Origin of the sequence: Yersinia alsatica (assembly GCF_902170305.1) — a bacterium.
GTDB lineage: Bacteria > Pseudomonadota > Gammaproteobacteria > Enterobacterales > Enterobacteriaceae > Yersinia > Yersinia alsatica.
This window is the reverse complement of record NZ_CABHWW010000007.1, coordinates 156793-171493: the sequence shown is the minus strand read 5'-3', so window position 1 is coordinate 171493 and position 14701 is coordinate 156793. Positions and strand designations below refer to the sequence as shown.

Below are 14701 nucleotides of genomic sequence, written 5' to 3'. Positions count from 1 at the left end.
ATAAATGCTATCGCGACGACAATTTTGAATGAGTGGAATCAGCCAAACTGCTCTCGATTACTACCCCTGAGGGTACCAATTTGGCAACAGTTGATGGCAACGTCAATACGGTCTGAAAGGATTTATCAAGACAATGAGAAACAGCATGCAAACATAAAAAAAACTTCTTGTTAACATTATCAGCATTAAAATTTATGCTATTAGCAATTAACTAGAGGGATTAACTGGCTAGATTAAATAAAGCAGTTGCAACATCCACTGACAAACAAAAAAACTTTGTTGCGAATTGATGTCTATCTGTTCAGATTTTTTTGTAATATCGACAGAAAATAGATGGAAATGCTGTTGCCGCAGCCGATAAGTGACGTGAATGTTGTCACATACAACCGGAATCACGCACATCCTGCGTGCTGCTAAAAAAGCGAAATATTCACTCGGCAATAGATTATAGCCAACAGCCGCTATAACACACCGACCCGACGCACAATATTGGCGCCCCAAACCAGTGCATGGCATTTTACCTGGTAATAGAAGCGGTAAGGTTTACCGACATTGCCAAGACAATGGCGTCGCAATGGCAACACCGAATTGCAGCATTGAGCATGAGGATGGCTACATTGATGGCTTAGGGCTTAATCGTTCGATTGACTTCAATACCTGCGTGTATAATCCCCTCCTCGCTGATTAGTGTTTTATAACCCAGATCCACGTTTTTAAACGCGCTGATAATCCTACCTTTATTATTTCTTAACTCAGAGGCATCAATCTGTATATTCTGAGATGTCACTATTTGGCCATAATCGTTGGTTATTATTTTAGCCTTTATTCTGATGTCAGCAGGCCCAGAAAGCGCATTTGATTTAATGACACCATCCCAATTATTAAAAAACCCCTTAGCTTTAATCGACGTGTATCCACTGTTAGCATAGATGCTCCCAGCTCGGTTATTAACATTCCGCCCTGAAATCCTAATACCGAACTTCTCATTAGCCTGATAGTCCAAGCCGTGCCGCTCACTTTTAATCTTCCCATCTATATTATCAATATCGCCTACACTTCTGAGTTTTAACTTAGGGGCGTATATCCTACCACTGCTATTTTTAATAAATGATGTTGAAACTAAATTAGCCACCGTTTTAGCATCTATCATTCCTTTATTCTGGACACCACCACTATTGGCATAAAGGAATATTTTATTAGTATACATCCCGCCCAACTTAGTCACATCAATGGCAACATTAGCACTATTATAAGGGCAATTATCTCTCGGTTTAATATCAAATTTTTCACCAATATCAGTAAAACTAATATGGCTTTTCCCTATCACCGCCAAGATATCCTCCGCTCTGACTTCTCCTTCCACAGTGAGTGAAGTAGAAAATAAATTGAGAAAGGTATCTGAGCCATCATGGTGTTTTAGCCCATTTCGGCCAATACTCACCGCGCCTTGCTGAATATCATAACCCATTAAAATATCAGAATTAAATACAGGCACCCCGGTAGTAAGAGTGACATGGCCCATATTACTAAATTGACAGTTATTGCAATAAATCCCTGATGGGTTAGCAATAATAACATGGGCTTGAGAACCAATAACGGCCAAATCTCCATGCAACAGACTTGGCTTATTTGATGTTACTTCATTTAAAATAACCTTTGCTGTTTTATCGACTAAATTAGGGTTACCAACAAAGCCAGGAGCATCAATTTTCTGGTTATTAAAAAATAATTTATTATGCCCTGGACCAAACGTCAAACTGAGTTCATCGTACTTATTATGTGAAATCCCTTGTTCATTTGGTGTTACTATATTTATAGTCGTAAATATAGCCCCCTGACAATGAGCATTTTGAGTCATACATAATTTTTTATTCTCAATATAATGATGTATTTCTGGTTGCTGATCTTTGGGTGCTTGAGTGTCGGCAATAATATTGGCAAATGAGTAAAAGCTCATGGTTGCTAATAGACAGTAAATAATCAAGAATAATTTATGAATGAAAATTTTATATTTTTCTACTACATAGCAGTATATGCCCATTATTTTACCTCACTGCTTTTATAAAAATATAATTGTAGTGAGTTACATACTCAAATAATCAGCCAATGACCACAAGCTTAAAAATACAAAGTATATATATTAATTATGATATGCCCTACTTATATAAGGATCATTAGCTAGTATTGCCAATTAATCATAAAACCCAAAACTAAGGCATCAGTTTGAAAATTAGCCGGTTTATAGAGCGGAATGCCAACATTCAAATCATAACCAAATCGATGATAGCCACCGCGAATACCTGCAACAGCACCAACTAAAGTGTCACCAAGTAAGAATTGCTCCCCTTTTTCACTCACTTGACCATAATCCATCCCCATATAGAGCTGGCTACCAATATGTTGATTTACCCATACAAGGTCATTTTTCAAAAACCACCCTTGAGAACCGGTTAGCACATTGCCGGTCGAGAAGCCGCGTACTGAATTACGCCCTCCAATAGAGAATTGGTCCTGCATCTTAAGATTGGACCGTGAGTATTGATGGCTAAATTCAGGTTGAAAATGAAATCGCTGTTCACCCAGCATAAAAGGGATGTCCAGCGCCGCGGTGACATTAACCAGCCTAGTTGCCTGGAATGCGGTTGTGCCTGCCGAAGAGCCGGAGCCAAACCATTGAGTGCCTTGCTGATAATTAATCCCCCCAGTTATCGTGGCCCAGTGGGTATAGTGAAGATGTCGAAAACCGAGTTGCCAATCGACAGTATCCTGTCGCTGAATTTCCAGTTCAATATCAGCAAAAAAACGATTGGATTTACGAATTAATGCGCCAGTGTAGCCCACCGTTTTATAGTTATGGCCTCGCATTAACAGCCGTTGAATTTGTATATCCAGGGATTGCCAGTATGTACGATATTCAAAGGCAGTATCGGCTATCAGTAATGTTTGATAGTAAGTCCCCTGACTACCCGTAATACTCCACAACCAATTCCCAAAGGGGACGGAGTAATGTAGCGAAAGGTAACCACTCCCCTTATCATGATGATTGTCCAACTCCCGGCTAGCAGACAGATAAACCAAGTCACTTAACGATAAGGGATTATCCAGAAATAACGTCGCTCCAGCACGATAACGACCGACGGCATCATAGCCCGCATTATCAAGAAAAGTATTGATACGCCAGAAACGGGACTGTTGCCGATTCACCACAATCTGGCTAGTTAAATCCTCCTGATTTAATTGAATTTCCATAGTGGCATCTACCGACGGCAGGCGCTGCAGATTCTCCAGCCCTTGTTCAATATCGCGCAAATTTGCCAAGCCACCGGCCTTGCTCGGGAATAATGTATTGAGCTGTGCATAACTATCACTATTTTCATGATGCTCAATGCCATTCACTCGACCAGGAATTAAAGTCAGAGACAGTACCCCATCGGCATAGCTGTCTTCCGTGAAAGTTACCTGTGAAGTGATATAGCCGTCATCCACCAGTTGCCACTGAAGATTATTCTGCAATGCTGATAGCCCTTTCTCACCTAAGCAGTGTCCCTGAGCTTGTTTTGCCCATTGCGCTAACCGGGCTGCATTGGGAAAGGCACTCATATTAAGCAGCTCGACGCGGTCAATAACCAAACAGGATATTTCATCTGAAGAGATAACACCGTCCAGTGTCGCTGATTCACTCTTCATTTGAGTATGTGATAATGGCGGCGTGAGGCTATTTTTTAACTCTCGCTGCTGTTGTTCTAAAATAACTGCTTGAGTTGAATTGACATCGGCATAAGTGATTAAGGGGAAAAAAAATATAAAAGTCCGTAAAGACAATAAGATTGCTGTTATCCATTTTTTATTATAGCCACGTGAAACACCCTCACTTACTGCTAGCAGCTTCATGCCATAAACTCCATTTCAATTAAATTTTGAAAACAGTTAGCCACAGATATAGCCAACTGTTTTTATTAAAATAATTACGGCTTATTTACTATAAATTTCTTTCTATTAGAACTTAATTCCCGCTAATTTATATAACATCGTCTTAATTATATTTAACCTTTATATTCTCAACATACACAGTGTCATAACCACTACGATGTATATCTTTATCTTTTATTGTCATCTTTTCACCAGAATTATAGATATCACCTTTAGCACCGATATATAGCTGACCATTTGCCACTTTCATATTCGGATTCTTTATCACATTAGCATCAGAAATAATACGTATCCTCTTAGCATACATTCCCCCAACATCACTAATATCAATAGCTGTGTATTTATTCGCATTATCCAAACGTTCAGATATTTTCTTAAACCCACTCGGATTCCCATCTGAGTCTACTTTTATTTGATGGCCGCCGGCCAGTATATCAATCCCATCGGCATAAAAGTTACCACTTGCTTTTAGATCATAGGAGTACATTTTTAAATATAGAGGAGCATCTCTTTTACTAAATCCATGAATATTGATACCACCGCTCATAACGTTGAAACCTTCAAGCTTTCCATTATTAAATAATGGGTTACCCGTGGTTAAAGTCGCATTAGTTATGCTGGTACTTAAACACCCATTACAATCAATACCCGCTGGATTAGCAATAATTACATGAGCATCCTGTCCGGCAATACTCACTATTCCATTTAATTGACTTTTTTTATAAGAATTTACCTCATTTAAAATAACTTTAGCAGGAACTCCTTTTAAATGTGGATTGCCATTTTCTTCACTAGACAATTTATTATTCAGAATGATTTCGTCAAAAAAACCATGGGTATTAAATTTAGTATATTTATTATGTGATAAACCATTGTCATCTGGTAATTGAATATTAACAACTGTTGTACTTCCACAACCGCCAGGCGTACGACAATCAAAGTGAACGGTCGTATTTTTTATATCAGCTTGTTGATGACTTGGTGCTTCTTTATCGGCAATAACACCAGCTGATACAGAAGCAGAAATACCACAAAGTGAAAGGGATATAGAAAGAGGCAAGACTGATAGCTTTATTTTATTGTTTTCATGAATTGAATTCATATAATCACCTTATATATTAATTGGTTCGCTTATAATATTGTTTATATTGTCGATTAAAAACGACGATTAATTAGCGGTTTTTTATAAAACAAAGTCAATACAGCAAAGTATATAAAATATATTATAAGAATGATAAATATAGGTTTTAAAATTAGTAATATATATAAGATAAAAAGAGATCATTGTGAAAACAAAGAGGGTTTATAGCAGTGAGGATTGAGAAAAAATGAGGTTAGATTAAACGCTATCTGAGTTAATTAAGAAAAAAACACAAAAAAACCCTGACGTTTCCGTCAGGGTTCTTAAATTTGGTCGGCGAGAGAGGATTCGAACCTCCGACCCACTGGTCCCAAACCAGTTGCGCTACCAAGCTGCGCTACTCGCCGAATTGGGCCGCATCTTACTGCTACACATTTGGGCCGTCAATCACTTTTTAACAACCCGCTGGCGACTGTTGTTAAAAGCATCACCCGCGGTTAAAACTGAATCACTCAGGCTATACCTGAGCTTCGGCGGTTTTTAGTTGAGGTGATTGCGCCCGCAGGAATGGCAGTAAGAAGAAGGCAGATAAACAAGCAGCAACTGAAATCACCACAAAGAAACCATTCCAGTGCCAAACCTCCATCACACGGGCAATCGGATAACCCGAAAGCGCGGCACCCAAGTAAGCAAATAACCCAACAAAGCCCGTCGCAGCCCCAGCTGCATCCTTATGCGAACATTCTGCGGCAGCCATACCAATCAGCATCTGAGGGCCAAAAATAAAGAACCCAATGGCAAAGAAACATCCCGCCTGCAACACATAGCTGATACCGGGCATCACCCACAGTGATGCGACAGAAAGGAAAATACCGATGGCGAATATCAGATTCATTGGGCCACGATTACCACGGAACCATTTATCTGACCCCCAACCCGCGACCAGAGAGCCGATAAACCCACCCACTTCAAATAATGAAATGGCAGAGTTAGCGGTCATTAATGAATAGCCTTTCTCTTGAGTCAGATAGAGATTGCCCCAGTCATTAATTGCCGTGCGAACGATATAAACCAGCACATAGGACACTGCCAGCAACCAGATATATTTATTGGTTAACACATAGCGCTTCACAATCTCTTTGTTCGATAGCCCCTGACCTTCAGACTCCTGCACCAGTTCCATGGCATCATTGCGCCACTTACCCACACTTGGCAGCCCCATGGTGCTGGGCTTGTCTCGCAGACGCCAACACATCAGCAAACCAATGACCACACCAATAATACCGGGGATAATCATGCCGTAACGCCAGCTAAAGTGCAGAGAAATAAAACCAACTAACAATGGAATCAATGCGCCACCAAAATTATGCGACGTATTCCAGATCGCCCACCAGCTACCGCGTTCTGAGCGAGAATACCAACTGGTGAGTATTTTGGAACATGGCGGCCAGCCCCAGCCCTGAAAGAAAGCATTGATAATCCACAAGCTACCGAACACTAACAGTGAGGAACTCATACCAAACAGGATATTGATAACCCCGGTCATGACCAGGCCAATGCCCATAAAATAACGGGGATTTGAGCGGTCGCTAATCATCCCCGAAATAAATTTTGAACACCCATAAGTGATATAAAACAATGTACCTAAAATCCCAACATCTGACATCGTCAGGCCCAAGTCGCTGAGCATGGCTGGCATAATGAAGTTAAAGCTTTTGCGAGTGAAATAAAAAGCCGCGTAGCCGATATACATCGTCCACATTAATTGAATGCGCCAATATTTATAGGACGAATCAATCTGCTCTTGATTCGTTACCACCACTTCGCTATCGCGACTTTTGAGGAAAGACCACATGTTGAACCTCAGAATATTTTACAAGTGCAGTCATCATGCTGCGCACGCGCGCGAAACTAATTAGGGAAATTCCCGCTGCATACGAGAATATTTCTTAGTTTCCATCAATGGGTTAGGAAACTGTGGGTAGGATCACATTTAAACAAGTGCCCTGATCCACACTCAAGTTAAAACTTCCCCCCAGCGCGCTCACCCGCGATTGCATGCCACGTAGCCCATAACCCGGCGTTAGTGTAGCCAAATCTATACCTTTTCCATTATCCCGAATCGTCAGATATATCTGCTGGCTATCCTGCCTCGCATTAATCTCAATCCGGCTGGCGGCACCATGCCGATAGGCATTGGTCACCCCTTCCTGACAAATCCGGTATAGCGTAATTTTGAGTGTTTCATCGATAGGATTATCATCAAGCTGCCAGTGCAGCACACCGACAACAGATTGATCTTGCGGAATAAGCTCACGCATTAGTGCCGCAATGGCCGCCGACAGCGGTAAGTTATTTAATGCCGCTGGCCATAATTTAGCTAATACATCATGGACACCGTCATAGACCCGCAATGCCTGTGTTTCGATCATTTCGGCGCTGGTCAGCACCGGCTGCTGTGTAGTTAAGCGCTTAATAACACTGGCCTGAGTGCGGATAACCGTCACCGTCTGCCCGACCTCATCATGCAGTTCACGCGCCACATCACACCGGGCGTGTTCCTCTGCTACCACCAATGCTTTGGCTAGCTCGCGATTTTCATTCAGCCGTATTTGCAATTGCTGGTTCAGCTCCCGCTGCCGCTGAATTCCCGCTCCCAGTAATAACCCCGTCAGGCTTTGTGCCAGCAGTGATAACAGCAGGTCGCGGTGAGAATCTAATTGCAAAGGAGTATTGATTAATAACACCACGCCATTCAGTAATGTTGCGACAGATGCCCCCTGCCAACCATAACGATAAGCCATGAAAACAATAGGTATCGCCAAACAGAATGGGGCAAACAGGTATAAATCTGATTCAGTGACTTGATTCTGTAGCCAGATACTCAAGGCAAAGAGCAACAGATACCACATGATATGGTGCAAACGCAGATTAATAGGCTTATGAATCAGCCCCGGCTCTAAAGGTAGCCAAATCTGGCGTGCCAGATAGTGCCACAATAACAAGCACGTCGGCGCAATGGTGAAGCCACCGACTAACCCCAGTAATAAGGCCATTGCCCCTTGACCACTGGCAATTTGCCATCCCAAAGCCTGTATCAATACCGCCCCAACAATCACTGCACCTTGCATTAAGGGCCATTGCCATTCGTTCTGATTTTTCTGATGGCGTAATAACCAAGGGGAGGCAAAAAAGGCCAGCAACGTCGTCGCCAATAGCAGTGGAATAGCGCACCACAGCAGATCTACATAGCCAAACTGGTCAGTCAGCAACCACCATAGCAAGGCATCCCCGAGCAGAATTCCCGGCCAGTACTGACGCGGGCTTTGCAATAAAATCCCAATACGCAAGCCAAAGGGGAACAACAGCAATGCCTGTAAAGGGCGGTCAACAAGCTGGGTGCCGACTGACCATAAACAAAAAGCTGCAGTGGTATAGATAAAGAACAGTGCCAACACCATGACCAACCGCTGCATCATAGATTCAGCACCTGCTTCGCCAGTTCAACATTGTTATTAACACCGAGCTTGGCAAATAAGTTAGCGCGATGGACATGGACGGTTTTGGGGGATAGCCCAAGTAACTCGGCAATTTCGCGCACTTCTCTACCTTGCGCCAATAATATGGCGACCTCACGCTCACGGCGGGTCAAGGGATCGACTGCAATACGGGCGAGTTTTTGTGCAATTTCGGGCATCAGATACACCCCTCCACTGCCCACGGTTCGGACGGCAGAAACCAAATCTTCCGGTTTACAACGTTTGGTGAGAAAGCCACGCGCACCGCGCTCTAAAGCCATTTCGACTAAAGCCGGGCTATCATGCATCGACAACATAATGACGCCCATTCCCGACGGGAGATCTTTCAATAAATCCAAGCCACTTTCATCAGGCATAGAAATATCACAAATACAGATATTCGCCTGCAAGCCCGGTAATCCGGCACGCGCCTGTTTTGCCGAGCTGAATTCTCCTACCACCTGAATATCATCTTCCAGAGAGAGAAGCTGGGCAAAACCGGAGCGCACAATGTCATGATCATCAATAAAGGCAACACGGTAGGTCATGGCAGACTCCAGCCGGGAAGGGATATGAGCTGAAGTATACCGCAACCTTATAATTGCGATGTGAATTGGTATCAAGGTTTACGCCATATCAGATGTTACCTACATCAATTGGCTATATTGCAGGCTGAGCCTGCCGGTCAGGTGCGCGGCACCAGTTATTCTCTGCATTAATTCCACCATCCGGTGAGGTATAACCTAAGCAACCCAGAATTGAGTCAAACAGTTCAACCTGACGGTGAGTTTTGCCGACCCGCTGCTCTGCCTGGAGCTGTTCGAAAGCAGTGAGGTGCTCCGGTTGTGCCAGAAATTTATCTGATGCCCAGACCATCAATGGCACTCTAAACTGCTCCGGTGGTGCCATTTCTCGTGGGGTGCCGTGGAAGTGAGAGTTATCGTCAATAGATTCGCCATGGTCGGCGGCATAGAACACTAAGGCTTTTTTATCTCGCATTTGGTCAATCACATTAGCGATAAATGAATCGGTATATAACACGCTGTTATCAAAAGCATTAACCAACTGCTGTTTGCTGCAAAAATCATCTACGCCCATACATTCCGGTTGATAGCGGGCATAGCTGCGGGGATAGCGCTGAGAATAAAGATAATGGGAGCCTTTGGTGTGGAGCACCACCAGATGCTTGCCCGCAGGATAACGCGCCAGTGACTCTTTCAACTCATCCACCAGCAACATGTCATCTACCGGCTTATCATCATTGCGCTTCTCGGAAGCGATCAATTCTCGGAATGAATAGTTATCGGTATTTGCATTATTGTAGAACCACATCTCGCTCTGCATCGCGAACAACTCGGAGGTGAAGCCCAGCGACTTCATCACCGCGAACACATTTTGCTCTTTCAGCGTGCGCTGAGGGTTATCTTCTGTGCCGCCCTCCCGCACAAACATACAGCGCAGTGAAAGTTTGGTCGAGGTGTCACAGGATGTGCCACGAAAAGCGACTAAATTCTTTTCTTTACTGAGACGAGGGGTGGTATCTCGTGGATATCCCAGCAAGCCCATATGGTCCCAGCGAGTTGTTTCACCAATGATAAACACAACATAAGTGTCATCAATACCAGCAGGTGCAACATAAGTGTGATGCTCCGCGGGGTTGTACAAAGTTGCCGCGTCATACTGCTCATCGTACTGGGTATAAACGTATAAACCCAATGCTGCCAACCAGTTAGAAGGTAAGTAGGAGTGAGCAACCACACCACCATAGCTGGGTAAATCTACCGTTTTTAGCTGTTCATCAGCATGCTGCACTTTATCCAGATAGCGAATAGGCAACCAAACCAAGGCGACGGTAATCAGCATCAATAAGACCGGTTTAATACGTTGGCCCGGCGTGCGCAATTGCTCCAACAAAGTTAAGTGCAGGGTATTTTTCCAGATAAGCAGTAGAGGCAATGCGCTGACCAGCGCCATCCAAATGACAAAATGGAGGCCAATGACCTCTTTAGAAAGGTCGGTATCCGTGGTCAATACGGAAATAACGATGCCATAACCAATCACGACATTGAAAAAAGTCATGTAATAACTGGCGGCGACTGAAATTAATACCAGCAGGGTGGCAACCACGCGGTAAAACCACCGCCCACCAAGGGAGATAACCCGCATGACAAAGAAGGTAAACAGAATAATGGCTATCACTTCAGTGATAGCTGACACGACTTTTATGCCTTGAATACCTTGGCTAAAGGTGTCAAAACGACGATAAAAGACAGAAATATTCAGGAAAATACCAATATAAACTGCCAACAACAAAGAGATGCTTTGCTGCGATAAAGATTTAACTCTGTCCATATAACGCAAGGTCTCCAAAGACACTATTTGTGGCTTGAATCAATCAGACAGTGAACCCCTCCTCAGGTTCAGTGCAGAAAAGATAAGCGTGCTATTGATTTTAATTACAAGAATTATCTTAATCATTCTTAGTGAACAAATCCGCGAGCCAGCGCTTAATACGAGGAGTATATATTCGTCTATTTGTTTGAAAACAGGGGATAAGAAAATGTAAGAGAATCACGTAACACTCAGAACCCCACAAGATAATTCTCATGAGATTCTGAGGCGAATTATTGAGTTACTTGATATTCAGAGTGACGTCGATATTGCCACGTGTGGCATTAGAGTATGGGCAGACAACATGTGCTTTCTTCACTAAATCTTCTGCTACGCTGCGTTCAATTCCCGGCAAACTGATATCCAACTGAACTTCAATGCCAAAACCTGTTGGGATCGCCCCGATACCGACGGTACCTTCAATACTGGCATCATCAGGTACTTTTATCTTTTCTTTTGATGCAACAAACTTCAGTGCCCCGAGGAAGCAAGCAGAGTAACCGGCAGCAAACAGCTGTTCTGGGTTAGTCACCGCACCACCTGCGCCCCCCATTTCTTTAGGAACACCCAATTTCACATCCAGCACGCCATCAGAGGATGTTGCCCGACCGTCGCGGCCACCAGTGGCTTTAGCTTTGGCACGGTATACGACTTTTTCAATAGACATAGTGCTTTCCTTTAAGGGTCATTAAATATGAATATACCCTGCATATCGGGGTATAGGCTTATGATACAACTAGTTAAATAACTTGCGATTAAATCGCACACTACTTAATTAGTTGCATACTAATAAGTGTAGAACATATCCCATACTTAGCCTCTGCAGGCCAAGTAATGCATCTCAGTTGGTAACGGTTGTTTCTATCCAACCCAGCGACATCATTCAACTAATCAATAATATTTAGCCGTGCTGTAGCAGCTTGCCACGTAAGGATTCAAGTTGCTGTTTAATATCAACTAACTGATCAACATCGCACTCGCTTGCACACATAATTGCTGCAGGAATTGACTGCGCCTGTTCACGTAAGTTTCTGCCCTGCTCAGTCAGACGAATGATGACCTGACGTTCATCATCCATGGCGCGTGAGCGAATTAATAAACCAGCACTTTCCATACGTTTCAGCAAGGGCGTCAATGTAGCGGAATCCAGAAACAACCGCTGACCAATATCAGAAACCGTTAATTCATCCCCTTCCCATAACACCAACATGACCAGATATTGCGGATAGGTTAGGCCCAACTGATTCAGCAACTTACGGTAAACCTTATGCAAGGCCAGATTGGCTGAATACAGGGCAAAGCACATCTGCTGGTCCAGCAATAACGGATTTTTCACCTGAAACTCACTGCGTGGTGGATCAATACACTCAATATAGATAGCGCACGATATAATAGCAAGCGTGTTTTTTATGAACGGCTAATCATGAAATGCGGGCTATAAAAAAGCCCCCAATTTGGGGGCTTCAGAAGCAATCTTATTTAGCCGGTGTATCTATCTTGTCGTCTATGCGCTGCAACATATACGGATAGAATGGGTTTGATGAAATTCGCATCAGTGAATCTAATCCAACCACCAGAACTGCACGCTCACCACGAGCAGCAAACGTCCCCAAGCTGATACCGTATTGGTCACGTGGATCGGGATAACGACCATATAACGAATCACTCATTGGGAATGGCAATGCCACATGAGATAACGAGAAGATATCTGGTGGATAAATCAGCCCAGTCGGCACGGACGTCTCGTTAGTCTGACCCGCCAGAGTAGTCAGCGCTACAGTTTCATTACTTTGCGGCGAAACGTTGGTGATCACCGTGGCACTGTAATTACGTGGTGGTGGCGGTAACAAGCGCGCCAAAGCAGTATAAGAAGAAGTTCTCAATAACGGGCCGAAGCTAGCCGCACGGTTCAAGTCGAACAGCACCACTTCGCTGCCATTTTTCGGCAAGTGGTTATAAAGCGCGGTCACTACTGCTCGAGTACTAACCGTCGAGTCCATTAATGACTGGAAGGTCAGGATTGGCGGTAACTCTTCCATCTTATTGTTTCTGGCATCGCGCGCAATTTGCTGTTGCAACACAGAGGTCAGTAAATACGACTGACGAGCAGCATTAACCGGGAATGAGTTGTATTTGAAAGGATTAAACTCTGGCACTATCCCCAGCCAAGCCGCTTTGGCAAAGGCAGGGAAAATAGCTGGCCAACCGGCAATACCTGCAAAACGCGCAAAGCTTGTTACGCCAATCATTGGAGATATCAATATGACCCGCGCGGGTTTTGCCAGTGTTGGATCATCCATTGAGTCCAACGTGTATTTCATTGCCAACGCGCCGCCATTAGAAAAACCAACAACATGCAGTGGTAAATCTGGGCCACTCAATGCTTTAGCTTCACGAACTGCCAGCCGTGTTGCCGCGAGCCAATCTTGCCACTCAACATCGGTCAGGCCCGCTGGCACAGTGCCATGAGCAGGCAAACGAATACCCACGGCAACATAGCCACGTTGACGATAGTTCTCTGCAATATGGCGCAAGCTGTAAGGGGTATCAGTTAAGCCATGCAGTAATACGACCGCACCTTTAGGTTTACCTTCGGGTTGCAGAATATAAGAACGGTTCCAATCATTTTTAAAATGAGGTGGATAAATCGCGCTACCAGAATAATAACGATTTAATGGAACCTGGGTTCTTGGTTCCAATTTCTCGGTAACATTAATCCGAACTTCATCAAAAAGATTATTTTCGGCTTTGATGTAATCCGCCCAATTGGCTTTATCAATTTCAGCGGCGCGCATATCGTGAGGAACAAACGTATGCCAAAGCTCAAGCTTCGGGCCTCGTTGTGTATCGTAAATTCGTATTGCCAGTATGGTAACGGACATTACCACCAAAACCAGAACAATCCGTTTAATCCACCGCTTAATGGCTATGGCAGGCATGGGCCGTTACTCCGTATCTATATAATTTTTCACAATTGAGGTCAGTTTATCACCCTCTATCTACGCCGCTACTTTAAACGCAAAACATTATCTTGGTATATAGTGCGCTATTAATAAAATTAGTATGTAGTTATTACTGTCAAAGAAACCGTCTTAAACAGCTTAATTTCCCGTTATTCATCTCATTTCACTATAGTATTAAATAACCTTGTTTAGCTTTATTGCGGTAATTTCATATCAAAACCGCTCACTTGCCAGGATTGCCAACTATGAAAACGACTGAATCGGTGACCGAACAGCAGCCAATCCGCCAGCGGAAAGTAGATTACTTTCGTTTCCATCGCCCACATGAGCATTTATCTAACCCTTTCGGTAATGGCTGGTTTGCCCTAAAAGCTGAAGCTTTCGCACGCTTTTTTGGCACACCGGTTTTTCTCGGCGCACAGACATTAATTGTGGTGGTATGGATTGGCCTGAATGTAATTGGCGTCGTCAAGTTTGACGTTTATCCCTTTATTTTGCTGAATTTAGCTTTCAGCTTGCAGGCGGCCTATGCTGCCCCACTCATTTTACTGGCACAGACTCGTCAAGCCGAGCGTGATAAAGCCAACGCCGACGCCGATGCACAACACCGTGAAGCGCTGGCCATCGCCAATGAAGAACGCCAAAAAATAGCGGCACAAAATACGGAGGTAATGTTGGAATTACTGCGGCAGAATACCGAATTAACGGCCCTGACTAACCAATTAACAACTCGCCTTGAGAGCATGGCACTGGAGTTACATCAGAAATTGGTGCTCAATCCCCCCACTCCGCCGCATGTCTGAAAATAGATCGGGCCA

Annotated in this window: 11 protein-coding genes and 1 tRNA gene; 1 reads left to right on the top strand and 11 read right to left on the bottom strand. The window is 43.8% G+C overall.

Going from position 1 to position 14701, the window contains the following annotated elements:
• Nucleotides 1-625: 625 nt before the first annotated feature.
• The 11 genes from FTA96_RS02700 to FTA96_RS02650 form a co-directional block, all read right to left on the bottom strand.
• A complete protein-coding gene (locus FTA96_RS02700; protein ID WP_050151891.1) occupies nt 626-2041 on the bottom strand; it encodes a two-partner secretion domain-containing protein in 1416 nt (471 codons plus the stop codon).
• A gap of 137 nt (nt 2042-2178) precedes the next feature.
• Nucleotides 2179-3891, bottom strand: coding sequence for a ShlB/FhaC/HecB family hemolysin secretion/activation protein (locus FTA96_RS02695; protein ID WP_145573126.1), 1713 nt, complete (start codon nt 3889-3891; stop codon nt 2179-2181).
• Between the two features lie 142 nt (nt 3892-4033).
• Nucleotides 4034-5032: a two-partner secretion domain-containing protein gene (locus tag FTA96_RS02690; protein ID WP_145573125.1), complete on the bottom strand. Its 999-nt coding sequence runs from the start codon at nt 5030-5032 to the stop codon at nt 4034-4036.
• A 309-nt stretch (nt 5033-5341) separates the two neighbouring features.
• Nucleotides 5342-5418, bottom strand: a tRNA-Pro gene (locus tag FTA96_RS02685).
• Between the two features lie 110 nt (nt 5419-5528).
• Nucleotides 5529-6866, bottom strand: coding sequence for an MFS transporter (gene uhpC / locus FTA96_RS02680; protein ID WP_050123663.1), 1338 nt, complete (start codon nt 6864-6866; stop codon nt 5529-5531).
• Nucleotides 6867-6978: 112 nt separating this feature from the next.
• Complete coding sequence (uhpB, locus tag FTA96_RS02675; RefSeq protein WP_145573123.1) at nt 6979-8490, bottom strand: signal transduction histidine-protein kinase/phosphatase UhpB; 1512 nt, start codon at nt 8488-8490, stop codon at nt 6979-6981.
• The gene (uhpA, locus tag FTA96_RS02670; RefSeq protein WP_050109192.1) at nt 8487-9077 is read right to left on the bottom strand and encodes a transcriptional regulator UhpA; all 591 of its coding nucleotides are present in this window, start codon (nt 9075-9077) and stop codon (nt 8487-8489) included. The genes uhpB and uhpA overlap by 4 nt, the downstream gene beginning before the upstream one ends.
• A gap of 112 nt (nt 9078-9189) precedes the next feature.
• Entirely contained in the window at nt 9190-10881 is a 1692-nt protein-coding gene (gene eptB, locus FTA96_RS02665; protein ID WP_050109193.1) for a kdo(2)-lipid A phosphoethanolamine 7''-transferase, read from the bottom strand.
• A 280-nt stretch (nt 10882-11161) separates the two neighbouring features.
• The gene (locus FTA96_RS02660) at nt 11162-11587 is read right to left on the bottom strand and encodes an organic hydroperoxide resistance protein (RefSeq protein ID WP_050109194.1); all 426 of its coding nucleotides are present in this window, start codon (nt 11585-11587) and stop codon (nt 11162-11164) included.
• A gap of 234 nt (nt 11588-11821) precedes the next feature.
• Nucleotides 11822-12226, bottom strand: coding sequence for a MarR family winged helix-turn-helix transcriptional regulator (locus FTA96_RS02655; protein ID WP_050109324.1), 405 nt, complete (start codon nt 12224-12226; stop codon nt 11822-11824).
• Nucleotides 12227-12395: 169 nt separating this feature from the next.
• The gene (locus tag FTA96_RS02650; protein ID WP_050109195.1) at nt 12396-13859 is read right to left on the bottom strand and encodes an alpha/beta hydrolase; all 1464 of its coding nucleotides are present in this window, start codon (nt 13857-13859) and stop codon (nt 12396-12398) included.
• Between the two features lie 269 nt (nt 13860-14128).
• Between FTA96_RS02650 and FTA96_RS02645 the strand changes: the two genes are divergently transcribed.
• Entirely contained in the window at nt 14129-14686 is a 558-nt protein-coding gene (locus tag FTA96_RS02645) for a DUF1003 domain-containing protein (RefSeq protein ID WP_145538936.1), read from the top strand.
• The last annotated feature ends 15 nt before the right edge of the window (nt 14687-14701 follow it).